At 64.2% G+C, this 24920-nt stretch carries 15 protein-coding genes; 4 read left to right on the top strand and 11 right to left on the bottom strand.

The annotated features are described in order from the left end of the window. Positions 1-233: 233 nt before the first annotated feature. From recD2 to GQF42_RS34970, 11 genes are all read right to left on the bottom strand, one after another. Positions 234-2552, bottom strand: coding sequence for an SF1B family DNA helicase RecD2 (gene recD2, locus GQF42_RS35015; RefSeq protein ID WP_158926672.1), 2319 nt, complete (start codon positions 2550-2552; stop codon positions 234-236). A 274-nt stretch (positions 2553-2826) separates the two neighbouring features. Next, positions 2827-4110, bottom strand: coding sequence for a ZIP family transporter (locus tag GQF42_RS35010; RefSeq protein ID WP_158926670.1), 1284 nt, complete (start codon positions 4108-4110; stop codon positions 2827-2829). Next, complete coding sequence (locus GQF42_RS35005) at positions 4107-4373, bottom strand: hypothetical protein (protein ID WP_158926668.1); 267 nt, start codon at positions 4371-4373, stop codon at positions 4107-4109. The genes GQF42_RS35010 and GQF42_RS35005 overlap by 4 nt, the downstream gene beginning before the upstream one ends. Then, entirely contained in the window at positions 4370-7018 is a 2649-nt protein-coding gene (locus tag GQF42_RS35000) for an SUMF1/EgtB/PvdO family nonheme iron enzyme (protein WP_233273821.1), read from the bottom strand. Before GQF42_RS35000 ends, GQF42_RS35005 begins: the two co-directional genes overlap by 4 nt. 5 nt (positions 7019-7023) lie before the next feature. Then, on the bottom strand, positions 7024-7800 hold the full coding sequence (locus GQF42_RS34995; RefSeq protein ID WP_158926664.1) for a class I SAM-dependent methyltransferase: 777 nt from the start codon (positions 7798-7800) through the stop codon (positions 7024-7026). Between the two features lie 828 nt (positions 7801-8628). Next, entirely contained in the window at positions 8629-10890 is a 2262-nt protein-coding gene (locus tag GQF42_RS34990; RefSeq protein ID WP_158926662.1) for a hypothetical protein, read from the bottom strand. Between the two features lie 36 nt (positions 10891-10926). After that, entirely contained in the window at positions 10927-11364 is a 438-nt protein-coding gene (locus GQF42_RS34985) for a hypothetical protein (protein ID WP_158926660.1), read from the bottom strand. A 1-nt stretch (position 11365) separates the two neighbouring features. After that, positions 11366-12679: a type VII secretion-associated serine protease mycosin gene (gene mycP, locus GQF42_RS34980; RefSeq protein WP_233273564.1), complete on the bottom strand. Its 1314-nt coding sequence runs from the start codon at positions 12677-12679 to the stop codon at positions 11366-11368. Positions 12680-14448: 1769 nt separating this feature from the next. Further along, complete coding sequence (locus GQF42_RS34975) at positions 14449-15003, bottom strand: hypothetical protein (protein ID WP_158926658.1); 555 nt, start codon at positions 15001-15003, stop codon at positions 14449-14451. A 677-nt stretch (positions 15004-15680) separates the two neighbouring features. Then, the gene (locus GQF42_RS46240) at positions 15681-15956 is read right to left on the bottom strand and encodes an HNH endonuclease family protein (RefSeq protein ID WP_233273563.1); all 276 of its coding nucleotides are present in this window, start codon (positions 15954-15956) and stop codon (positions 15681-15683) included. Further along, positions 15935-16699, bottom strand: coding sequence for a hypothetical protein (locus tag GQF42_RS34970; protein WP_233273562.1), 765 nt, complete (start codon positions 16697-16699; stop codon positions 15935-15937). The genes GQF42_RS46240 and GQF42_RS34970 overlap by 22 nt, the downstream gene beginning before the upstream one ends. A 424-nt stretch (positions 16700-17123) precedes the next feature. On the opposite strand from GQF42_RS34970, the gene GQF42_RS34965 reads away from it, so the two are divergent. The 4 genes from GQF42_RS34965 to GQF42_RS34950 are packed head-to-tail and all read left to right on the top strand — an operon-like array spanning position 17124 to position 24560. After that, positions 17124-19559: a type I restriction-modification system subunit M gene (locus tag GQF42_RS34965; protein WP_199272902.1), complete on the top strand. Its 2436-nt coding sequence runs from the start codon at positions 17124-17126 to the stop codon at positions 19557-19559. Beyond that, positions 19556-20776: a restriction endonuclease subunit S gene (locus tag GQF42_RS34960; RefSeq protein WP_158926654.1), complete on the top strand. Its 1221-nt coding sequence runs from the start codon at positions 19556-19558 to the stop codon at positions 20774-20776. The genes GQF42_RS34965 and GQF42_RS34960 overlap by 4 nt, the downstream gene beginning before the upstream one ends. A gap of 3 nt (positions 20777-20779) precedes the next feature. After that, positions 20780-23851 (top strand): type I restriction endonuclease subunit R, encoded by a 3072-nt coding sequence (locus tag GQF42_RS34955; protein WP_158926652.1) that lies wholly within the window; start codon positions 20780-20782, stop codon positions 23849-23851. Then, entirely contained in the window at positions 23838-24560 is a 723-nt protein-coding gene (locus GQF42_RS34950) for a M48 family metallopeptidase (protein ID WP_158926650.1), read from the top strand. Before GQF42_RS34955 ends, GQF42_RS34950 begins: the two co-directional genes overlap by 14 nt. The last annotated feature ends 360 nt before the right edge of the window (positions 24561-24920 follow it).

Raw genomic sequence — 24920 nt, 5'->3', positions numbered from 1 at the left:
GTGACTTCGTGGAGGACTTCGGCAGCCTGTGCGTACCGTTCCCCGTCCAGCAGGGCGTCCCATCGGGCGATTACGTCTTTCATCGCGTCGCTCAGCTGCGCGGCAGCAGAGGCGGGCGCGCGGACAAGTCGATGGCGGTCGGGATCGGCACCGTCGGCTGTGCCTGGGAGCGGGGCCGGGGTGCGTAGGGACGGCGGTACAGGAGCGGAGGGTCCGGGCCCCGCAGGGCGGCTTCAGCTCCAGGCCAGTTGCCCGGTCGGAGTCTGGGGCCGAGGTGCTGACACCGCGGTCCCAGTGTGGGTGATGCGGTGGGTCAGAGCCGTGTTGCGGCGCTGGGTGCGGTTGTTGGCGACGGCCCGCTCGACGGCCTCGGTCTGGCCGATGAGTAGGACGCCTTCGCGGGCGCGGGTGACTGCGGTGTAGAGCAGGTTGCGCTGGAGCAGCATCGGCCCGGCCGACTTGATCATGGGGATGACGACGTAGGGGTATTCGCTGCCCTGTGAGCGGTGAACGGTCAGCGCGTAGGCGTGTACGAGCTCGTCGAGGTCGGTGAACGGGTAGGCGGCCGCCTCGCTGTCGGTAAAGGTGACCGTGAGCTGGTGGGCTTCGAGGTCGACGGCGGTGATGGTGCCGCTGCTGCCGTTGAAGACGCCCGTCTCGCCGCGGCGTGGGTTGTTGCGGATCTGCTGGACGCGGTCGCCGAGGCGGAAGACGCACCCGCCGTGGAAGTGCTGGGGCTTGTAGTCGGCGGGTGGGTTGAGGCGCTGTTGGAGCCGCAGGTTGAGGTCTGTCATGCCGGCAACGTCCTTCTTGCCCGGGCACAGCACCTGGACGTCCTCCGCCCGGACCCCGAAGTGCTTCGGGATGATCTCGCAGACCAAGTCCACCACGCGCCGGGCGACGTCTTCCGCGACCACGACTGGCCGGTTCCAGAAGGCCCGGGGATCGCCCTCGGGCAGGTCGCCGCGCAGGATCCGGTGGGCGTTGATCACGATCGCGGCGCTGTCGTCGTGCTGGCGGAAGACCTTGGTCAGCCGGGTGCGCGGGATCGCGTCTACGTCGAGGAGGTCACGCAGGACCCGGCCGGGAGCGACACTGGGCAGCTGATCGGTGTCACCGACCAGGAGAAGGTGGCAGCCCTTGCGGACGGCGGCGAAGAGTCTGCGGGCCAGGGCTAGGTCGAGCATGGACGTCTCGTCGATCACCACCAAGTCGGCGGTCTCCAGCACGCCGGCATGGTCGAAGAGGGAGTCGCCCTCGGGCGACCGGATGAGGCGGTGTACGGTCATCGCAGCCTGCCCGCAGGTGTCCTCCAGGCGTTTGGCGGCCTTCCCCGTCGGCGCGGCCAGGGCGACAACCGCGCCAGCGGCGCCTGCTACCTCCACCAAGGTGCGCAAGGTGTGGGTCTTGCCGCAGCCCGGGCCGCCGGTGAGTACGGACAGGGGCCGGGTTAGTGCAATGCAGATCGCCTGATACTGCTCATCAGTCAGCCCGGCCGTCTCCGCCGTGCTCAGCCCGGCCAATCGTTCATCCCAGTCCGCGAGGTCAGCCAGAGCGGGCGCGGAGCCGAGCAGACGGCGTACGTGCCAGGCGAGCTGGGTCTCATCGCGGTGGTAGCGCGCGAGCAGGGCGATCTCCGTGTCCGCCACTGCGTCGGTGCCATCCAGTACGTTCGACGGCAGCGTCTCGGTAATCATCTCTCCCTGATCACTCAGCGTTTGCAGGGCTTGGCGCAGGACCGCGTCGTCGAGGATCTCCGCGGTGGCTGGATCGTCGTCGGACAGCAGCTGACGGGTGCGGACGAGCAGGACGGGGACGGGCAGATGGCAGTGGCCATGGCCGCCAGCCTGGTCCAGCTCGTGCAGCAGGGCGGCCTGGAGCCGTTCCTCACTGTGCTTGGGGACGCCGGCTGCGAGGGCGATCTTGTCGGCATTGACGAAGCCGACGCCGTGCACGTCCCGGCACAGTCGGTAGGGGTTGCGGCGGACGATATCGATCGGGTCGTCGTCGGTGTCGACGTATGTGGTGTAGATCTTCACCGCGAGCCCAGGTGTGATCCCGAGTTGCTGCAGGAACATCATAATCTCAGCGATGGCCTTCTGCTCCTGCCAGGCCGCCGTGATCCGGCCGAGCCGGATCTCCCCGATGTTGTGGACTTCCAGCAGCCGCTCTGGTTCGGTGTCGATGACATTCAAGGTCTGCTCGCGGAAGGCGTCCACGATCGCCGCGGCCAGCGCGGGACCGATGCCTCGGATCATGCCCGAGGCGAGGTAGAGGCGGATCGCCCGCTCATCGGCGGGCACCGTTCGCTCGCATCTCTCGGCCTTGAACTGCCGCCCATAGCGCGGATGATGACTCCACGAGCCACACAGGCGCAGGCTCTCTCCCGGCTTCGCCCCGAAAAGTGCCTTGCCGACCACGGTGATGCTCTCCTCACCGTCACCCACGGACGTCAGCCGCAGCACCGTGCGCTCGTCGTAACTGACATGCAGCAGGTGGTCGACGACACCCTCGATTACCTCGTCGACGTCTGGGGGAACGTGATGGGTCACGCGTTTGTCTCCCAAGGCCAAATCAGGTGCGACGGTGGAACATGCCGCGCTGTCACGCGGCAAGGCCAGCATGAGCCTCAACACGGCAGTCTGTCGCGCGACGGAAGGTTCTACTCACCGAAACGAGCGACCGATCTGCACGAAGAGGAAGGCCAAGGCCTCCGAGCTGTCGCGTTTGGGTGGGATGGGCGGGAGCACACGTGCCGACCGGAGTCCACATACGATCCTGGTTCGTACGGCGTAGACGTGCTCTGCGACCACAGGTCGCAGCGTCCTATGCCTTGTCTTCCCCGCCCCGTAGTGACGACAGGACCAGGCGCCCATACCGTGTGGTGAGGGCTCCGGCTGTGGCGGCGACCGACATTGTCAGCGCGATGAGGAGGTGTGCCACAGAGTTGTCGCCGAGGACCTGCAGAATGCTGAGAGCCGTACCGAGCGGCAGGCCGAGGACCGTGAGGACCCCCAGGGCGCCGCTGATCTGCTGGCTTTCCTGGGTCTGTACGAGTCTGCTGTAGTCGGCTGCTTCGGCCAGGATTTCGTGGAAACGCGCCGGCAGCCGGTGCTGGTTCTGGAAGGCGAGCAGGAGATCGTTCGCTGCGCCGTGTGCGGTGAGGTGCTGTCGCCAGTAGGTGCTGCGGAAGACGGCGATGTTCCTCTCCAGTGCGGCAACCTGGCGTGCCAGCTGTGGTGAGTTGAATACCTCGGAGAGTTCGTCGGTGAGCTCCTCGATATGATCGCGCTGGAGTGCGCCGAGGAGCAGGGCGTCGAGGTAGACGGTGCGGGAGTGCAGCGCCGCGAATTCGAAGAAGTCGCCCGTGCCGGTATCAGCCCGGTGGCCGAGGAAGGCGGCTCCTTGACGCAGTACGAGGGCACTCCAGTCCGCCGAGATCCGTACAACGTCTTTGAGCTCTTCACCGGCGGTCTCCGGAGGCAGGGGGAAGTCCTCCTGTGTGGAGCGTGATGCCAGCTCCCACAGCCAGCGGTCCGCACTCGCTGGCAGTGCCCCTTCCAGGCCCGATCGCAGGGCTGGGGTCTGCCTCGCGGTAGGGGTCATGAAGGCGATGGTGTAGGGCCGGGATATAGCGAACGGCCCGTCGGGGTCTCGGACGTCGGCGATGCCAGCGAGCAACTTGGCCGGGTCGAGGGGACCCGTGAGCGGCTCGTCGACGAGGTTCGGCCGCCGCCCGGCCAGGGTCCGCAGTACGGGTAGCAGCGGTCTGTCCACGCTCAAGTGAAAGACGGCAAAGGCGTGTTCCGGATTGCGGGCGGTGGCCGCGCGGAGAAGTTCCATGCCTAGCAGGTGCAGCCCGTCCTGCTTGGCGTCCAGCGGCAGGTGCCAGCGACGTGGGCGCCCGGGGGACCCGTAGAGGGCACGGGCGGAGGCAGGAGCAAAGTAGGTGGACCGAGTGGGGGCGTCGGTGCGGCGGCTGCCCAATTCGAAGGGAAAGGGGCCTTCGGGCCAGTCGGGGACGCGTAGCAGCCGCACGGGCAGGACGACGGTCAGTTCCTGGCGCGCACCCGTGTTACTGACGAGCGGCGGCACTCCGTAGGCGGTCACCGGTAGTACTCGGCTGGGTCGGGCTGGTTGAGGCGAATGACGAACTCCGCCCGGTCGGGGCTTTCGGCGCTCGTATGGAAGCGGACGCGTTCGCCAGTGCGGATGGTCCGGAATCCCTCGGTCACGATCTGCCGGTAGTCGAAGCTGTAGTAGCGATCGTCCTCGTCATCCCGGACGACATAGGAGCCGAGCGCGCCGCTCAGCCCACCCCCGCTCGGACGCCTGTCCACGATGGTTCCGTGACGCGGCCCGCCTGCGCTCATGCCGTCGTCTCCTCTGCCTCGGACGTGTCGATGTCCTGCACGCACCGGAAGCCGACCGCATTGCTCCCGCCGCGCTTGCGGTAGACGCCCTTGCTGCTGGTCTGTACCGCCCTCATGGGGTTGTCGTAGCTGCCACCGCAGATGACGGCCTCGCCGGGATCGTCCAGGCTGGTGGATGTCCATTCCCAGCAGTTGCCCACCATGTCGAGGACACCGAACGGGGAGCGGTTGCTTGGCCGTTCGTCGACGGGTGTCGCCCCGGCCCGCCGAACGGCGTCGCCCGCGAAGTCCCGGTACCACGCCTGATAGGTCACGACAGGCCGGCCGACCCAGGTGTCGGCGCAGTTGATTCGTGCGCTGTCTGGCGTGTCGCCCCATGGGAAGAGGCGTCCGTCGGTGCCACGCGCGGCGGCTTCCCACTCGAGGGACGTAGGCAGGCGTTTTCCTTCGAACGCTGCGAAGGCATGTGCGCTCCACCAGCTGACGCAAACAGCAGGGTGGGAGTCGTAGCGCGGGTTCTCGTAGTAGTCGGGCCGTCCGAGTCGGTCGGTCCAGGGGCGGTGGGTGACGCCGGCCGGTTGGTCGGGGTGGTCCCAGTGCGAGGTGCCGTCAGCGTTGAGGGCGTCGAGGAAGCGGCGGTATCGGGCGACGGTGGCGGCGTGGCGGTCGAAGCGTACGGGACGCTCGACGCGGCGGATCAGTAGTCGTTCGGCCGGCCCGACCAGGTATGCCCCGGCGGGCAGGACGCAGTCGTCAGTCTCCGGGTTGCTGGGCATTCCGGCGAGGAATGCGCGCACCTGCTCGGTGAGGAAGGCGCCGCTGGGAAGGTCCGCTGCCAGGGTCCGGTTCTCCGGCTCGGCCAGGAACCTGGCAGCCAGGAGTTCCTGGTACGCCGTGTGCACGAAGGCTACGTGATCTGGGCCTGCGGGTCGCAGCAGCGGAGCGAGGACACTGGCGTCGATATCGAGGCGTCCGTCCTTGAAGGCGTCGGCTCCCAGCTGTCGGTGTATGTCGAGGAGGGAGAACACGGTGCGGTCGGTGAGGAAGGCGTGTCCGAACGCGGCGGGCAGCCGCCCCTCCAGATAGGGCTTCCCACGCTCGACCAATGTCCGCGTGATATGCGCACCGAGGATGTGCGCGAGCGGCTGGCCCGCGGGAAGGTTCAGCGCTGTGGTGAGGCGCTTCTCGAGAGGGGTTGCCTCGGGTTCAGCCAGGCGTACGACGTGGAAGTGTGGCACGCGGGACGGGTCGAGGCCGTTCGCGTACATCTGCTCGACCAGTTGCTCGGAGCGCCCCGCCCCGTTGTCGAGCAGCTGGCGTACCTGGGGCGAGTCCGCGAGAAAGGACACCCGTGAACTCATGACCACCGCCGATTCGGCGGACAGGACGGCCGCGAGATCGGTGAAGAGCCGCAGGAATCCGGCAGGGCTTGGTTCGTCGACGCCTTCATCGATGGCATCGAGCACGCACAGCGCGGTTCCGGAACGGATGAGGTAGAGGAAGAGGTCGTAGGCGCGCGAGCGGTCCGACGTCATCGTAGGCGCGAGGAGACGGGCCGCGTACTCGGAGAACGGTTCGTCCTTCGGTTTGAGGCCCAGGTCGAAGTAGAAGCGGAAGCGGCGTGTCTCCGAGTTGGTGGCCAGTGAGCGCAGAAGCGTGCTCTTGCCGCTCCCTGGACGACCTGTGACCAGGACGTTCGCACTGCCACGCGCCAGTCGGGTCACCAGCTCCGCCGCGTCTGCGGACTGCTCCATCTTTGACTCACCGGTGCGCGTGTCGATGGTCAGCGCCGCGGCGGCAACGGCGGTCCGCGGCTCCGCCAAGTTGTCGGCTGTGGTGAGGTCGGCCAGGTGGGTGTCGAGATTGACGATGGTGTCGACGAAGCCGTCGTAACGCACGACCCGGAAGTCCAGACCCAGTATCCGGTGCAGGGCGCCGGGTCCCGCACCGCCGTCGTCGTCGTCGAGCACGACGAACCGCGTGAGCTTGGGCAATCGAGTTCGAAGCAGCTCCCCGTCGCTGGAGGCAAGGACAGTACTCAGGTCGTCGGCGTCCCTGGAGAGCATCAGCTCCACGTACTCCAGCCGCATCCCCGACTCACGGCAGAACAGCTGGTACACGGTGTCCGGGCTGAGGACGAACCGCTTGGCCTGCCGGTATCCGAGGGTGACATACAGTCCCGCGAGGAACTCGCAACGGCGTGCCACTTCAGGCGCCATGTCGGGCTCGCCCCCGAGGAGCGCCGCGCTGCCAGTGTCGGTGAACCAGACCAGCACGTCGACGAGCCTACGGACGGCCAGCAGCCCGTCCTCGTCGCTGATGTCGTAACCGTCGTGCGTGGACCGGTTGCGGAGCCGCCGAATGTCGTCCAGTGCGTCCAGAACCGTGCTGCTGCGAATGTACGGACGGCAGCGCTTGACCAGATCGTTCAGCGCCTTCGTCGCAGGGTCGCCCTCGACGCCGTGGTGACGCCACAGCTCCTTGAGGAGCTTCTCGGTCAGTTTCCCGACCAGAGCCACCGCGTTCTCGGGATAGCCGTCATTGAGGGACCGTAACGGCCGCTCCAGATCCAGCCCCAGTCGATCAGCGATCCGCGAGTGGTCGTCGAGTTCACTCCGCAGGCGCCGCAGCCGTTCATCGACCATGGTGCTCACGCGGACTCCCCACTTCGCTGGCCGAGAACGAACGCAAACCGGTCGGGAAACGCCAGCACTGGCTCCGGATGAGCGATGCGCATCTCTTCGATGCCCTTCTCGATCTCGCTGTCGCTGAAGGTGGAGAGCAGGGACATGTAACGGGCACGCACCATGCCGAGGTACTTGTCGCGGTCGATGCGCAGCTCATGCTCGACGTAACTGAGGCTGGCTTTCAGTCCAGCCGCACGCAGGTGCCCCTCGATCAAGGCCGGGTCCGGCTGCAGTTCCTCGAAGCGCGCGAGGGCCGCTTTGAACAGCGGGTACTGGATGCTGGCCGGGAGCATCACCACCAGCAGCCGGCCCCCGGGCGCCAGCCGGTCGGCCAGGCCCTGGAGCGTGTGCGCTGGATCGGCCACGTGGTGCACCGACTCTTTCAGCCACATCGCATCAAGCTGCTGGTACGGCAGCGGTTTGCGTCCTGCGGCGATGTCCTCGGCAGAAGCGACGATCGGTGTCAGGCCAGCTGGCGGTGGCGTCCCGAGTTGCCTGAGCATCGCCTCGGACGGATCGACGCACAGAACAGGTTGGCGAGGCTGTAGCTGTTTGGCCACTTCCCTGGCGAACAGGCCCGTCCCGGAGCCGATATCGGCGATTCGGTCCGTGGGGGCGAGCCGCAGTGACTCGGCGATCTGGCCGGACATCCAGGGAACGTAGTGCTGACCGTAGATCCAGTGCTCGTCGTACTCGGCTGCCAACTCCTCGTAATGACCATGCACATCGCGCCGCTCCACGATCCCCCTCGGTGCCCCTCGCGTGTCGCCGGTTGTGCCGCACAAGGCACAGGGCAGGCTATCGCGGGGGTTTGCGTCGCAACAGTCTGTAATTCGCCGGTTGCTGGACGTCCGCGCGATGGTCCGGATCTCTGCCTACCATGTGGGACAGCGACCCGGCTCCTCGGTCGCGCGTCGCGCGCACAGCCCGGCACTCGGCCCCGCAGGCGTGCCCCATAGAAGGCGTCGACCGCAAGGCGAGGGAGCAGGCCGTTCCACCAGGCCGGTCCGGAGCGCGTTGAACTCCGATCGAGACCGACTAATTGGTACAGTCGAGCTTCTTTGTTTCACGAGGGACGAAGTCGTTGACAAAGCGTTGGAGTTTCTTGTAGCCGGTGGGAGTATCCTCGACGCGTTCGCCCCAGAAGTCCACCACAACGGACACGTATGCGGTCTTGGTGTTACACGTTGCCTCGACCACGGCGCGGTCACTTCCGATCGACGCATGCCCCGGGAATACGACTTTTCGCTGGGCAGCATACTTGTACGGCGATCCCACTTTATTCCAGTCTGTCGGGTCCGGCGCCCGATCCCATCGGTGCACAGCGACGGACAGGACACCACGGCCGTCCACGCTCAGGTCACACTGTGCTCCGGGGCGTGACTCGAAGGGCGTGTATTTCTGCTTCAGACTGTCTCCATCGGGAACAAGCGGCGCTAGGGCCGAATTATCGACGGGGACGTTACAGAAATTGGCTGGAATGCTAGGTTGCGTTTTGCTGCAACCTGCCACCATGAGTACAATAGCCCCACAAAAGGCCAATTGCGCAGTGTGCCACGCTTTCGCCATCAATGAATTCCCGCCATCCCACGGAACTGGGCACCGCCGTCATTGGCCCAGCCTTCGATTTGCTTGTAAACGCCATCGTTGTGCGAATATCCGGGGTGACTGGACGCCCAGTCGGAGTTGGCTGAGTACCATTGGTCAGCGATGGAGTTGAGCTGATTCCGACGCAGGTAGTAGGTCTGCTGGCTATCGCTCGTCAGCTTGTCGGCCTGGTGCTTTTGCTCATCCATGATCCAGGCGCTGGTGAGCACGTCCGCTCCACGCTGGGCGGCATCTCCGTAAACCGGGATGAAGTTCAGCGCCCCTCCCAAGGCGTGATAGCTCCACGCCTTGTCCCAGGTATAGTCGTGTTGATTATCCTTGAGTGCGGCGTACCTGCCATCCTCCATGAACCCGACGGCGTATCCGGCCGAACTGAGGGTGTCCTCCGGCCGTCGCGACTTGTCATGGATGTCGTCCATGATGGCGTAGTTCATACCCTCATGTAGCAGACCATAAGAATTCTGGCTTCGGGAGATCTGCTTGGTTATTTCCATGACCTGCTTCTGATCCAGCGTGGGGCCGACATCGGGATGGCGCCTGCCGCTCGGGTCGCTCATCGCCACATAGGTCTCGTGACCGTGATTAGCCATGATCTTCGCCATGTCATCGCGCAGAGACGACGGCATGTCGTCTCCCTGCTGGGACAGGATATCCAGCGCGTGCACGAACACCCTGTTGTTTGCGTCCGTGTGCGACGTCGGTGCCACCGGGCGGGACCCGTGCGGGTCGATACCTGTGGCTGCCGCGGTCAGGGCGTCGCCTAGTCCCCTGCGATCGTCCGTGTCCTGTACATCGGACGTGTCGATTTCCCGGTTTCCCTGCCAGTCAGTGGTGTTGACGACCTTCCAGTCTCGGTCCTTGAGGAGGTAGTGGAGGCGGTCGTCGGTGCCGCCCGCGTGCGGGTCGAGATAGCCGGCGGCTGCCTCCGGGTCACGGCCCATGATGCCCAGGGCACCGTCAACCGGGTCATTGGCGAACCAGCCGTCGCCACTCTTGTCGCTGAAGCTGCCGTAGAGGTCCCAGATGTTCGGGTGGTCCTTCTCAGTGGCAATTGCGCCGTCGGTGACGTCGGCGAGGAACTGCGGGGAGTAGCCATGTCCCTGCTGCATCAGCGTGACCAGGCTCTGGTAGCCACGCACCTGCTGGCCATGGCCCTTGGTGACCATCTGGATCTTTTCCCCGGCGACCTTGAGGTCGTACTTGTCGACGCCATGTTCCCTTAGGTCGTTGCCCCATTTGATATAGAACTGGGCGTCGTCGGTCCTCAGCCAGTTGTCGAAGGCGTCGTTGTACCCCTTTGAACCGAAGGGCAGGTGTTTGCCGTTGGCGTCCTTGAAGTCCGGGACGCGGGTGGCGGTCGCCAGCGAGTCGGCCAGGCCTCCGTTGATCTGCAGGTATGCGTTCTTGTCCTTCGTGTCGTCGTAGTACGCCAGGTCGTCGATCTTGTTGGTGAGCTTGAGGGTCTTATCTGCACCGAGGGAGTTGAGGAGGGTCTGACTGAAGACCTTGTCATGGGAGTTTTCGCGCATCAGGCGCTGCCACTCCTTCAGGTCGTCACCGTCCAGCTTGTCGCCGGCCAGAATCACGTTCGCGTACCCCTTGGCCTCGCGGGCCTCGTACACCTCGATGTCACCGACCGCCGAGCCATTGAACGTGTGACTCATCCCATTGAAGGGGTCCAGGGCACGCTGGATCCAGCTCTTGATGCCGGCCGCCTCGTAGAGAGCGTGTTTGACACCCTCGTCGGCATCGTCCACCGCCTGCACAGCATCCTTGATCTTCTTCGTCCAGGCCGCCTCGGCGTCCTTCGCCCGGGACACGTACTTGGGGTAGTCCTCGTCGTGTCGCATGGGGGTGAGCTTGCGGAAGTCGTAAACCGCCTCGCCCTGGCTGTTGACGGACATATGGTCCGCCTTCACCTGGTCGACGACATCGTGCACGTGGCCGATCAGTTTGGAGAACTGCAGATGTGCTTCCCGCAGGATCGAGGCGATGGCGCGTGCTTCTGTCTGCGCGTCCTTGAACTGCTCGCGAGTGGCCTCCAATTGCGCGGCCCTGGCCGCCGCGGTGAGACCTGACGTGCCCTCGGTTGCGGCCGACTCCACCTTCGCGGCGTAGAGGGTCTCCAGTTCCTCGAAGCCGCCGGCCATGTCCTCCCAGTCAGTGGCCGCCGTCATCAGCGTGCCGAGTTTGACGGTGACCACGTCCTGATAGCTGAGCATGCCCGTCCTTTCCCCCGTCCCCGTTTGCCCGGTTTCCTAGACCTCGCGCCCCTGGTGGGGCCCGGCCTTGATCTGCGCCGCCCGGCTGCCAACTCCGTAGTCGACGTACTGGAGATGCTGATGGCTGCCCTCCAGCGCCGCCTTGTCCTGCCCCAGGCGACCCTTCAGGTTCTTGACCTGCAACTCCCACTCCGTGTGGGCATCCTTCAGCCCGGAGCCGGTCTGCCAGCCGCTGAACTCCCGCACGGCCGTGGCTGTGGACTCGTCGGCGTGGCTGCCGGTCTTGTCCGTGTCTTGCGGTATCTCACCCTGCAAGGCCTTGACGGCGGTGTCGTTCCCCACCTTGTTCGTCTTCAGATCAGGGGCGCCCGCGGCGCCGCCTCCTGTCGCACCCGCAGCGCTGTCCAGCTGCATCCCGTTCTGCCGACGGGCCAGCGCGTCGGCCTTCAGCTGCTCCCACTCGTCCCATGCCATCTCAAGGCCTCCCCCCGTAGTTGCTGTCTCCGTACCACAGCGTCTGCCCCGGCCCAGGTGGCATAGCCACCTGCGCCTGGGCTACCGCCGCTGCACGTCGGCGCCTGCGTACCGCCCCAGCGGCCAGAGCCGCACCTGCAACCACGACAACTCCCGCACCCCCGAGAATCCATGGCAGTGCAGAGCCGCCGCTCCCAGATGCAGATGCTGCCGGCGACGGGCTGCTGCCATCCTTCGCCGAGGCCGTGGCCGACCCGTTAGGTGCCTTGGACACCGCTTGCTTGAAGTCGGGCAGCGGGTACACGTCGGCCGGACCGGGGTCGCCGGGGTTGGTCAGCGCGATGCGGGGGCGGACGGCGCCGTAGCCGATGTAGTCGGTGCGCTCCTTGCCGCTCGTTGGCTTGCTGGCGGTGTTGAGCATGACCCGCAGGACCTGGTTGTTGGTCCAGTTCGGGTGCTTGGACCAGATCAGCGCGGCAGAGGCGGAGGCTAGGGCGCTGGCGTCGCTGGTACCGTGCGAGTCGCAGACGCCGCTCTTGCTTTCGAGGCAGGCGGAGATGACGTCATCGCCCGGCGCGACCACGTCCACTTGGGAGCCGTGCTCGGACTCCTTCGTCGCCTTGACGTTTCTGTCGATCGCCCCGACACCCACCACTCCTGGAGTAGCCGCCGGATAATTGACTTCGTTGACGGTGTCGCCGTCATTGCCCACAGCTGCGAAGATCAACTTTCCCTTGGACAGCGCATAGGCGACGGCCTCCGTCAGCTCCCGAGAGTTTTCGGTACTCCCCTGCGAGATGTTGATGATCTGGGCGTCCGAATCGGCCGCAAACCGGATGGCCTTCGCAACGCTCGTGGGGAAATCATCCTGATCGCCGTCGGTGCGGTTGCGCTCGATGAAGCCCGCAATGCGGATTGGCATGATCTTCGCGCCTGGGGCCAGACCGTACGAGCCCGTGGTGGCACCTCTTCCGCCAGTGCCAGCAATGAGGACAGCCATGCCAGTGCCGTGACCGTCGTAGTCCGTACGTTCGTCACCGGCCCGCTTGGAGAAGTCCTTGCCCGCGACAACCTGGCCGCGCAGGTCTGGAATGTCGGCCTGCACGCCAGTGTCGATCACGGCCACCGTGATGCCCTTGCCCGTGCTGGTCTTCCACATCTGCTCGGCGTGCATGGCATCGAGGTACCACTGCCGCTCGCGGATGGTATCGGCGTGCGCGGGAGTGGCGGCCAAGCTCGCCAGCAGGATCCCGAAGGCTGCGGACACGGCCCGCCCACGCCATCTGGCCTGCTTGCTGCGGCTGCGCATGGTCATCCTTCTCGTCCTATGTCTCCGTCGGGCCCCTTGGGCAGGGGCGGCGGGGCCGGTCGGCTTTCCCTCTCCTCTGCCTGGTCATCCCTGGCCTCAGCCCGGCCGGTCGCTCGGCTGCCAGAGCGCCTGTCGCGCGCGGAGCGGTCATCGCGGTTCGTGGCAGGTTTGGAGGCACCCAGGGATGGTCCGCCACGTCGCGGCATTTGCTCCTCTGTGGCAGCCTCGCTCGTCAGCCGGACGCCTCGCGAGGTGATCCCTGCCCGTCCGCGGTCTCGGGATGGTCTGGGCTGTCCCCCGACGATGCCGTTGGACGGGGCAGGCATGCGCCCCCTCGCCGAGCCCTCGCCCTCCGCCGTGCGGTTGTTGCCACGGGCCGGCGTGGCACCTGCAGAAGGGCGACCCGGCACGCCGCCACGGCCTCTGGGAGGTTGTTCCTGGTTCGGAGTGCCGCCGACGACGGTGCCCCGCGGAATTGCACCGGCAGGCCGTCCTACCGACGGCGAGACGGGGCGACCGCCGGTGACGCCGTTGACCGCTCTGGCCGAAGGGGAGCCAATCGGCCCACGCCCGGCACCGGGCTGACCACCGATCACCCCAGGGCCGAAGGGGCCTGAGAGGCCGCGTCCCGGGATACGCGGACTTGTGGAAGTGCCCGGTCCGGACGGCGTGGCCAGTGGGCCCCGGCCCCCGTACACGGGCCGTTCACCGCCTCCCCGGACACCAGGCGGCAGCGTCGTTCCTGCCCCGAAGGAGAGCGGGAGTGGACCGGTTGCCGACGGCTTCTGGGGGTCAGGCCCGTTTGGTCCGACTGGCGGCGTCGAAGGAGAAGACGGAGTTACTGGAGAGGACGGCAGAGTTTTTACGCTGTCGATCGCCGTGTTCGTTGGGTCTGGCACGTGGCGCGGCAGCGTGTCGGGCACATCCGTCGCATGGTGTCGCACAGCCGGTTGTGGTGCCGCACTCGTGCCACCTGAGCTTGCTCCCGCCGTCGCTTTGTGTCCAGATGCTCTCTCTGGCGTAGCCACGCCTTGGGCAGCCCGGAGCGTGGCCGCGCCCTGGGCTGCGGGCCCTTGACCGGAGGGAAGGTCGACGGCGGTGGTGCCGTAGAAGGTGGCTGGCACGAATTGCTTGGGCAACTCCGGAAACTTCGGCGCCTCCAGGGCGGTGATCTGCTCCGTCGAAGCCGTGTACGACTGGGCAAGCTTCATCATGAGACCGCCGGCCTCGGCGCGGGAGTTGGCGTACTGCGTCTTGGCCTTCGTCACCGCGGAGTCCGAGGGACCGCGGTCGTGGCTGCCGACATCCGTCGCCTTCGCCGCATGGGCGTCAAGCACCGAGCGCGCGCTGACATTCTGGTTCCGCAGCGTCTCAATCTGCGGCTTGACCTCGTGCAGCGTGTCCGCCGCGTGGCCCAGCCACTTGCCCGCGTTCTCGCTGTAATCGCCCAGGCTCAGTGTGGTCAGCGCCGCTTGGTAACACCAGGTCCGGAACGCCTCGCCGCCCGCTCCTTCCCACTCGACCGCCATGCTGTGGGTCTGAAGATCGCCGCCAATCTCCTTGATCGTCTTGGCAGCCTCCGTCAGCAGCTCACCGAGCCCGCTGGCCGTCGGCCCGTCGGCCGACTCGACCATGGCCCACAGCTGTTCGGGGTCTTGGACCAGGAACCGCTCCTGCCTGATCGTCTCCCACATGCGGCTGGCAAAGTCAGACATGGAGCCACACCGTCTTCCCTGTCGAGACCATCCCGTCGCACTGTCTCATCACCACGGAAGTCACAGGTCACCTGCCTTCGAGTCCGGCGCTGCCCCGTGCCTGCTGTTGCCGGCTCCGCCTGCCCCGCCGCCGGCGTGTCCCTCTGCTCCCAGCCGCGCCTGATCGACAGCCAGCTTGTTGGCCTCGACACGGATGCGGTGCAGGCGATCGCGAACGTCGTCGTCGAGATTGTGGTAGTTGGCCTTCGACGCGTCGACCGTGACCATCAGCCCTTCGATCTGCAGCGCCAGCATCTTGGACAGGTTCTCCAGCTGGGAATGTACTTGGGTGTAGGCGCCGTGGAGAGCGTGGGCTTCGTCGAAGTTGCCCAACCGTCCCGTCGGCATGGCACCGTCCGCGATCCTGTGTGGCGCGGCCTTGGATTTATCCAACCGGGTCAGAAGGTCGTTCACCCGGTTCTTGAAGGTCGTCAGCGTCTCGCCCTCGACCCGCAGTTGCTGGGCCATGGCGGCACCGACACCTGCGATCGGCCCGATGCCGGACGCGGCAAGCGCGTCAGCTGCCGATACCAGCGCAGCGGCAGTAGCCTGCGGGTCCTCCGTATTGTCGGCCACCGAGTCCTCCCCCGTGCAGTCAGCCCCTCAGCCACTCGCTTGTGGTGCCCCTGCCATCTCCATCCGTAACAGAAGCAACCCAGGCACGATACTCGTGATCTTGCCTAGTCACGGATTTTTGACGCCGCCCCGACACACGACTGACCGGAAAGTGACCATGCCGTACGTCACAGCTACGCCGCTCCCTCCGTCTAGGTCCTTGTTGCACCAGGATCGGGGCAGGGGCGTCTCGCGAATGGCTGGTACGGAATGGCATCGGCGCTGACCTCGGCCTTGGAAGTAGCTCTGCTACGCCGCTGTTCGGGCAGCCCTGCCAGCGCATGATGAACGTAGCCATCCGCTCAAGGGATCCCCTCACCACCCGGGCAGACCTTCACGGCCCTGGCGAATCCACCGACTCCGACGGGGGTGAACCCGGTGGATCCTCTGCTGGCGGCGCCCACCGTTACATGTCCCCCGCCGGGCTCCACTGCATGTCCGGCGACGCAAATCGCCCTACGTGGTTGTGCATCAGAAGCAACATCACCACAGCGAAGCCCATGGTCAGCACGCTCAAGGCGAAGCCTATGGGGTTGCGCGGATTGTACTCGTAACCGCTCGTCCCCCACTTGCTCCGCTTGAAGACAGGCTCGTTGTCGTCGAAGCGCACAAGTAGGGGCAGACTGTGCGGTCCGGGCTCAGATGGCGAGGTCACAGATGGCTTGGAGGGACTCAGGCCAGGACGCGCGTCGGCGGCCGCCGAGTGCCTTCTGGAGGCTCAGCTGAAGGGTCCTCTTCAGCGGGTGCGGGGAGTCCATGATCGCTTCGTTGCGCAGGGCCAGACGGTGCACCTCCACGGGGAAGGGCAGGCGGTCGCTCTTGCCACCGTTGCAGGTGGCATGGGCGGGAGCGAGGTTCCACAACGCGTCCAGGTCGGGCCCGACCCAGGCCCTCACGCTGTGCTGACGCTGCATGAGGGCGAAGGGGAAGACGTGATCAACCGCCACCGCCTCACTGGGTGCGACAACGCCATCACAGATGATGCAGCGACCGTGCTGGAAGGGAATGAGCGCGTCCCGACCTTGGCCACGGAGCGGCGTCGCTTCTTGTCGGTGAGCCTGAGCGACTTCCAGTCGACCGCTACGCCGTCCTCCATGAGGCTGCGTCCCACGCCGGCGGCAAAGGAGCTTTCGACGATGCTCCACCGAGCGTCGAGTTCCGCGCACAGGCCAGCCGCCTGCTCAGACCGCGCGACACGCAGAACCTCGGGCGTCAGGCGAACCAAGCGCTGCCGAGCATCGCCCGTCAGTTCGAAGAAGCGGTGAGGCAGCTGAGTGCCGCCCCGTAGATTGTGGAACTTCTGCATGACCATGGCCGGCATGGACCTGGCCGCGGCCGCAAGCAGGCGTTCGGTCGGCTGCCCAGTCGCCAGCGTCTCGGCACGCTCCTCCTTGGCAATCACGAGGAAGTCCGTGTCGCGCAGGGTGAGGCTCTCCGGAGCTTGGGGAGCGTCGCCAAGATGGCGCACCAGCTCCAACGCGTATGGCTCCGCGAGTTCAGTGAGAGGGATCTCGCTTCGCCCTCGGCTTGCCGCGTCGAGGAGCGCCGCGCCAAGCGCGAACTTGTACGTCCGGGAGTTCGCGCCCATGAGTACGGCGAGCCGCCACGAGGTACGTGCGGAGGGATCCTGCGCGTAGAAGGAGCTGCTCCCGCTCATCGCTGCTCTTTCCGGAGCGCCACGGAATCTGTGGCGCGAGCCTCGAAGATCATGGCCCCAGCGTCGTGCTTTAACGGGCAGGTCCACAGACTGCCCGACACGCCGGAAGCCTACGGGGCCAAGATCACTCGCCCCAAAGCAGCTCCAGCCCAAAGCCGCTCCGCCGCCCTGACGGTGCCCCTCACTGCCGCGTTCGACTGCCTGACGGCGACCAAGCCCCGGAGCGTCAGGCAGTATCGGCACCCAGGCTGGAACCCGGCGCTATCGTTGAGGCGCCCGACTTAGGCATTGCGGACGGTGACAACACGGTCACCCAATGGCACTTTTAGGATGGACGCCGCAGGATGGACAGTTCATACGTACACCTCGCCGCGGGATTGCGACCAGGCTTCGACCTCGACGCAGGCAAGGCGGTGGCGTAGTAGTGGCTCTCAAGAAGTCGGACCTGTACAGCTCGTTGTGGCGGAGCTGTGACGAGCTGCGCGGCGGCATGGATGCCGGCCAGTACAAGGACTACATCCTGACGCTGCTGTTCGTGAAGTACGTGACGGACAAGGCCAAGTCCGACCCGAACTCCTTGATCGACGTCCCCGCAGGCGGATCCTTCGATGACATGGTCGCCCTCAAGGGCGATAAGGAGATCGGCGACAAGATCAACAAGATCATCGGCAAGCTCGCCGAAGCCAACGGACTTGAAAAGGTCATCGACCTGGCCGACTTCAACGACGAGGAGAAGCTCGGCAAGGGCAAGGAGATGCAGGACCGCCTCTCCAAGCTGGTGACGATCTTCGCTGACCTGGACTTCCGAGGGAGCCGCGCTGAGGGCGACGACCTACTTGGAGACGCCTACGAGTACCTGATGCGGCATTTCGCAACGGAGTCGGGCAAGTCAAAGGGGCAGTTCTACACCCCGGCCGAGGTCTCACGCGTACTCGCCAAAGTCGTCGGTATCGGAGCGGGCACCCGACAAGACCACACAGTCTACGACCCCACGTGTGGATCGGGCTCGCTGCTCCTCAAGGTCGCTGACGAGGCGCCGCGTGGCATCACCATCTACGGCCAAGAGAAGGACAACGCCACCTGGGCACTGGCCAAGATGAACATGATCCTCCACGGCAACGAGGACGCGGACATCCTTAAAGGTGACACGATCACCAACCCGCAGTTCACTACGGGGAAGCAGCTGCGAACCTTCGACTTCGCCGTCGCCAACCCGCCGTTCTCCATCAAGTCGTGGAGCAACGGCCTAGAGAACGACTACAGCCGCTTCGAGTACGGCTGGCCGCCGGAGAAGAACGGCGACTATGCCTTCCTGCTGCACATCCTCAAGTCGCTCAAGAGCACGGGCAAGGCCGCAGTCATCCTGCCGCACGGTGTGCTGTTCCGCGGCCACGCCGAGGCAAGCATTCGTAGGGAGCTGCTGCGACGCGGCTATATCAAGGGAATCATCGGCCTGCCCGCGAACCTCTTCTACGGCACCGGCATTCCGGCCTGCATCATCGTGCTCGACAAGGAGAACGCCCAGGCACGCACCGGCGTCTTCATGATCGACGCCTCCAAGGGCTTCATCAAGGACGGCAATAAGAATCGTCTCCGGAGCCAGGACATTCACAAGATCGTCGACGTCTTCAACAAGCAGACCACGATCGAGCGCTACTCGCGCATGGTGCCGCTGCACGAGATCGCCGAGCCGAAGAATGACTACAACCTTAATATCCCACGCTACATCGACTCCTCCGAGCCGGAAGATATTCAGGACCTTCACGCTCACCTTCACGGCGGGATCCCGGACCGCGACCTGGACGCACTCAACGGGTACTGGGAGGCATTCCCGAGTCTTCGTGCCACTTTCTTCAAGCCGAACCGCCCTGGCTACAGCGATCTAGCCGTCGGCGTGGCTGAGGTACAGCAGGCCATCCTGGACTCTGACGAGTTCCAAAAGTTCACCCTGGAGGTCCGCGGTCAGGTCGACGACTGGTTCGCCGCGCACCGGCCGGTCTTGCAGGCCCTCAGCGCGGAAACCGTCCCTAAGGACCTGATCGCACGGATCAGCGACGACCTACTGGCTCGCTTTAAGACCACTCCGCTGCTCGACGAGTACGACGTCTACGAGCAGCTCATGACCTACTGGCACGGCGTCATGCACGACGACGTCTTCCTCGTCATGAACGACGGGTGGTGTGAGGCGGCGAAGCCCCGCAAGACCATCGAGGACAAGGAGCGCAAGCTCTCTGAGGATCCTGACCTCGAGGTTGGCACCGGCCGTCAGAAAACTAAGTACAAGATGGACCTCATCCCGCCGACGCTTGTCGTTGCTCGGTACTTCGTGGACCAGCAGGCCGAGGTGGACAGACTGCACACAGCGGCCGAGGAAGCCAGCCGTGCCGTTGAGGAGTACACCGAGGAGCACGCCGTCGAAGACGGCCGGCTAGCCGAGGCGATGGATGACGGCAAGATCACCAAGGCCCTTGCCTCGACGCGGCTCAAGGTGGCCCGGCACGAGGGAGCTGACGCGGAGGAGCTCAAGGCGCTGCAGCACCTGATCAAGCTGTACAACGAAGAGGCTGTCACCAAGAAAGCAGCCAAGGAAGCCCAGGCTGCCCTCGATCTCGTAACCCTCAAGAAGTACGGCGACCTCACCGAACCTGAGATCAAGCAATTGGTTCTCGACGATAAGTGGCATGCCACTGTCCGTGACGGCATCGCTGGCGAGGTTAACAGTCTCACACTCGGCCTCGTTTCACGTATCCAACAACTCGGTCAACGCTACGCCGAGACCATCAGCGATCTACACGCCGACCTCACGAGGCTTGAAGAAAAGGTTGCTGGACACCTGGCCAATATGGGGGTCGGGCGGTGAGTATTCCCGATGACTGGATCGCGACAAACGTTGGCAACTCGGCAGCCTTCCTGACAGGCTTCCCGTTCGCAAGCACCAAGTTTTCTCAAGCCGGCGTGCGGCTTATTCGCGGATCTAACGTAAAACGTGGCGTCCTTGATTGGTCTGCAGAGATCACGAAATACTGGCCCATCAATGATTCAAGTCTGCGCGCTTTCATTCTCCGCGAAGGCGACATTGTAATCGCTATGGATGGCGCCTTGGTAGGCAGAAGCTTTGCCCGTATCACGAGTACTGATCTGCCATCATTTCTCGTCCAGCGTGTCGCACGCCTGCGGGGAACGATGGTGGACCAGAATCTCCTGTACCAATGGATCGGGTCTCACGCCTTCGCCCGACATGTCGATGATCGGAAAACGCATACTGCAATCCCGCACATCAGCCCGAATGACATCAGAGACTTCCCGATACTAATTCCATCCAGTTCGGCCGAACAGCGACGGATCGCTGAGGCGCTATCGGATGCCGACGATCTCATTGCGACTCTCGAGAAGACAAAAGCTAAAAAGCAAGCGATTAAGCAGGGCTTGATGCAGCAGCTGCTGACCGGAAAGACCCGCCTTCCTGGTTTCACCAAAACCTGGTCCTCTACGACCCTAGGGGCCCTCGCATCCATCTCTCGCGGGGCGTCGCCGCGTCCGATCGCATCCAGTCGTTGGTTCGACTCAAACAGTGATGTTCGCTGGGTACGCATCGCAGATGTAAGCCGCTCGGATGGTCGCACGCTTCGCGTGACGACGCAGGCGCTTTCCCCCGATGGAATCGCACGGAGTCGCTTTCTCAAGGCCGGCACCTTGATTATGAGCATCGCAGCGACAGTCGGTATTCCTGTTATCACCGGAGTACCGACTTGCATCCACGACGGTTTCGTCGCACTCGAGAACTTGAAGGCCGACCAGCGGTTCCTGCTCTATTTGCTCAAGGCATCGGAGGCGACGCTTCGCGAGGCAGGGCAATCGGGGTCGCAGATGAACGTCAACACGGACATCGTGCGAGGGCTCGCTGTACGCCTACCGGATGATCGTAACGAGCAGGAGCGCATCGCAGAGGTGCTATGGGATCTTGACGATCAAATTTTCACCCTCGAACGCCGTATCGTCAAGAATTGGACGATCAAGCAGGGCATGCTGCAACAGCTGCTGACGGGCCGTACCCGCCTTCCGGCCAAGGGGGAATGACTCATGAGCAATGTTGGCCAGCCCGAACGCAAGACTCAAGATCGCGTCATCGATCTGTTCCGAGACGTCTTGGGCTACGAATACCTCGGTAACTGGGAGTATCGCGCGGCGAATTCTAACGTTGATATGGAGCTGCTCGCGCAGAATCTCCGCGCCCGGAACTACAATGACAACCTCATCAACAAGGCGATCGACAAGCTGAAGAGCGACGCGTCGCTCGGTGGCGGCCGTGATCTGTATGAGGCGAATCGGGACGTTTATGGCTTGCTGCGGTACGGGGTGAAGGTCAAGCCCGGCGTCGGTGAGCAAACGGAGACGGTATGGCTCGTCGACTGGGCGCATCCCGAAGCTAATCACTTCGCCCTGGCGGAGGAAGTAACAGTGTTGGGGCAGCACACCAAGCGCCCGGACATCGTGCTCTATGTCAACGGCATTGCCCTCGGGACGATAGAGCTCAAGCGGTCGAAGGTCGCCGTCTCTGAAGGCATCCGACAGACCATCGGGAACCAGCGTCCCGAGTTCATTCGGCCGTTCTTCAGCACGGTGCAGCTCGTCATGGCTGGCAACGACGTGGAGGGGCTACGCTACAGCGTCATCGACACGCCGGAGAAGTACTGGCTGGCGTGGCGTGAGCCGTCCAGTATCGCCGACACCCTCGATCGATCTTTAACTCAGCTCTGCTCAAAGGAGCGTCTGCTCGAGCTGGTTCACGACTTTATGGTCTTCGACGCAGGTCAGAAGAAGACGTGTCGACACAACCAGTACTTCGGCGTCAAGGCTGCTCAGGAGCGCATCGCCAAGCGCGAGGGCGGCATCATCTGGCACACCCAGGGCTCCGGCAAGTCCTTGACGATGGTGTGGCTGGCCAAGTGGATCCGCGAGAACCAGCGGGACTCTCGCGTTCTCCTCATCACTGACCGGACCGAACTGGATGATCAGATTGAGAAGGTCTTCCAGGGAGTCAATGAGTCCATCTATCGCACCAAGAGTGGTGGTGACCTCCTCGCCACATTGAATGTGAGCGAGGAGTGGTTGATCTGCTCGCTGGTCCATAAGTTTCGCGGATCGGAAGACGAGGCCGCCCGCGATGAGGCTGAGAGCGAGTTCATTCGTGAGCTGAAAGCGACCGTCCCCAAGGACTTCCACGCCAAGGGCAACATCTTTGTCTTTGTCGACGAGGCTCACCGTACGCAGTCGGGCAAGATGCACGACGCCATGAAGGCACTCATGCCGGGGGCCATGTTCATCGGCTTCACCGGGACGCCGCTACTCAAGGAGGACAAAGCCACTACCGAAGAAAAGTTTGGCAGTTTCATCCACACCTATCAGTTCGACGAGGGCGTGGCTGATGGAGTCGTCCTGGACCTGCGCTATGAGGCACGCAACATCGACCAGGACCTGACCTCGCCGGCGAAGGTCGACCAGTGGTTTGAGGCCAAGACGCGCGGCATGACGGACCTGTCCCGCGCCGAGCTCAAGAAGCGCTGGGGCACCATGCAGAAGGTTGTCAGCTCCGAGCCGCGCGCCCGACAGATAGTCAATGACATTCTGCTCGACATGGAGATCAAGCCGCGCCTCTCGGACGGCCGCGGTAATGCCATTCTCGTCAGCCAGAGCATCTACCAGGCGTGCAAGTTCTACGAGCTGTTCACGCAGGCTGGGTTCAAGGGCAAGTGCGCCATCATCACGTCCTACACACCACAGGCCAGCGACATCTCCAAGGAGGATTCCGGCCACGGCGCCACCGAGCGGCTCCGCCAGTACGAGATCTACCGGCAGATGCTCGCCGACCACTTCAGCGAGCCTGCCGACAAGGCAATGGGCAAGGCCGAGCAGTTCGAGGGGGAGGTCAAGGAACGTTTCATCAAGGACCCGGGCCAGATGCGGCTGCTCATCGTCGTCGATAAGCTCTTGACTGGCTTCGATGCCCCGAGCGCGACGTACCTGTACATCGACAAGAAGATGCGGGACCACGGCCTGTTCCAGGCGATCTGCCGGGTGAACCGCCTTGATGGCGAGGACAAGGACTACGGCTACATCGTCGACTACCGAGACCTGTTCAACTCCCTTGAGTCCGCGATCACGGACTACACCGGTGGCGCGCTCGAAGGCTATGAGAAGAAGGATATCGAGGGGCTGCTGTCAGACCGGATCGACAAGGCCCGTGAGGACCTCGATGAAGCTTTGGAGAAGATCCGGGCACTCTGTGAGCCGGTCGCACCGCCGAAGGACACCCTCCAGTACCAGCAGTACTTCTGCGCCCGCGACCAGGGCAACGCTGAGCAGCTCAAGGCCAACGAGCCCAAGCGGGTTGAGCTTTACAAGGCTGTCGCGGCCGTGACCCGCGCGTACGGCAATCTCGCCAACGAGATGGAAGCCGCCGACGCGGCAGCGATCAAGAAAGAGATCGCCCACTACGCCAACGTGCGCGACGAGGTGAAACTTGGTGCTGGCGAGAATGTCGACTTCAAGCAGTACGAGGCCGGCATGCGGCATCTGCTCGACACATACATCAGCGCCAGTCCCTCCGAAGTGGTATCCGACTTCCAGGAAGCTGGGCTGATCCAATTGATCGTCGAGATGGGGGCTGGCGCGCTCGACAAGCTTCCCGCGGGTATCAAGAAGGACCCCGAAGCGATGGCGGAGACGATCACCAACAACATGCGCAAAGTGATCATCGATGAGCGCCCGATGAACCCGAAGTACTACGACAACATGTCGGAACTACTCGACGCCATACTTGAGGAACGACGGCAGGGCGCACTGGACTACAAGGAGTACCTCGAAAAGCTCCTGGAGCACGCGACGAACCTCGGTAAGGGCGAATCGGACACCGAGTACCCGAAGTGGGCCGACAACGGTGCCCGCCGCGCCCTGATCGACTTCTTCGATCAGGCGCCGGAGCTGGCCGCGGTGGTGGATACCACCATCCTCCACACCAAGCCTGATTCGTGGGTGGGTAACGCGATGAAGGAGAAGAAGGTCAAGCGCGCGCTTGCTCAGGCGTTGCCCGCCGACTTTAATCGACTCGACGAACTGCTTGAACTGCTAAAGGCCCGTCATGAGTACCGCTAACGCCTATATCACCGTCCGTGGCATCGGCATCGACGTCATTTACAAGAACATCAAGAACCTGCACATCGGTGTCTATCCACCCCTTGGGCGCGTTCGGGTAGCGGCGCCGCACCAGCTCGGCGATGACCAGGTGCGGCTAGCCGTGATCCAGCGCCTGCCGTGGATCAAAGAGCAGCGCGAGCAACTCCAGTCAGCCGCGCGCCAGTCCACGCGAGAGATGGTCACCGGCGAGTCTCACTACGTGTGGGGCGTTCGCCGCCGGATGAAGGTCGTTGAGCGCCCCGGACGCGCCCACGTCGAGCTCGACGGTGAGCGACTGCTGCTATACGTTCCGGCCGGCACCACCGCTGATCGGCGGCGGGAGCTGCTCGACCGTTGGTATCGAGAGCAGCTTCGACACGTGATCCCGGACCTGATCGCAAAGTGGGAACCAGTCCTCGAGGTGTCGGTGCCGCGCTGGAGCATCAAGCGCATGAAGACCAAGTGGGGCTCGTGTAACCGCGAGACCGGGCACGTTTGGTTCAACGTCGAGCTCGCCAAGAAACCCCCAGCCTGCCTCGAGTACATCGTCGTCCATGAGATGGCGCATTACCTGGAACGCCATCACGACGACCGTTTCACCAAGTTGATGGACAGGTTCACGCCGAACTGGCGTAGCACTCGTGACCAGTTGAATAATGCGCCACTCGCGGAGGAGCAGTGGCTCTAAACCGCTGGTACACACGCCTCTTGAGAGGCTGCTATACCCTTCTCTAGGACACCGACTCTAGGTGCCGCGGGTGAGGCACCGACACTCTCTGTCGCGCTCGCAGCATCCACGCAGCCCAGTGGACTATCCGTGGACAGCGCGGTCTCCTTCTCGGCCCCCCTAGGCTGCCACCAGCGAATTCGCTCGATCTGCCAGAGCCCTCCGGAGCCGTTGCCGTACAGCAGTGGAGTACAGCAACCACCGCAGCCGCCGCTGACTGTCAGAAGCCGTCGATGGTGGGCTGACCAGCTCACCAGACCTCTCTGCCTGCGGACGTGCTCGCCGTGGGGGAGCGGGTCGACGTCCCCTTGTGACTTTGCG

Source organism: Streptomyces broussonetiae (assembly GCF_009796285.1).
Lineage (GTDB): Bacteria > Actinomycetota > Actinomycetes > Streptomycetales > Streptomycetaceae > Streptomyces > Streptomyces broussonetiae.
Note: the sequence above shows the minus strand (reverse complement) of the source record. Positions and strands in the feature narration are given on the sequence as shown.

Coding starts and splice junctions, on each gene's coding strand:
- GQF42_RS35005 (WP_158926668.1), bottom strand. CDS start 4,373: ATGAGCGCAGGCGGGCCGCGTCACGGAACCATCGTGGACAGGCGTCCG.
- GQF42_RS35000 (WP_233273821.1), bottom strand. CDS start 7,018: ATGGTCGATGAACGGCTGCGGCGCCTGCGGAGTGAACTCGACGACCAC.
- GQF42_RS34990 (WP_158926662.1), bottom strand. CDS start 10,890: ATGCTCAGCTATCAGGACGTGGTCACCGTCAAACTCGGCACGCTGATG.
- GQF42_RS34985 (WP_158926660.1), bottom strand. CDS start 11,364: ATGGCATGGGACGAGTGGGAGCAGCTGAAGGCCGACGCGCTGGCCCGT.
- mycP (WP_233273564.1), bottom strand. CDS start 12,679: ATGACCATGCGCAGCCGCAGCAAGCAGGCCAGATGGCGTGGGCGGGCC.
- GQF42_RS46240 (WP_233273563.1), bottom strand. CDS start 15,956: ATGCAGCGTCAGCACAGCGTGAGGGCCTGGGTCGGGCCCGACCTGGAC.
- GQF42_RS34970 (WP_233273562.1), bottom strand. CDS start 16,699: ATGAGCGGGAGCAGCTCCTTCTACGCGCAGGATCCCTCCGCACGTACC.
- GQF42_RS34955 (WP_158926652.1), top strand. CDS start 20,780: ATGAGCAATGTTGGCCAGCCCGAACGCAAGACTCAAGATCGCGTCATC.
- GQF42_RS34950 (WP_158926650.1), top strand. CDS start 23,838: ATGAGTACCGCTAACGCCTATATCACCGTCCGTGGCATCGGCATCGAC.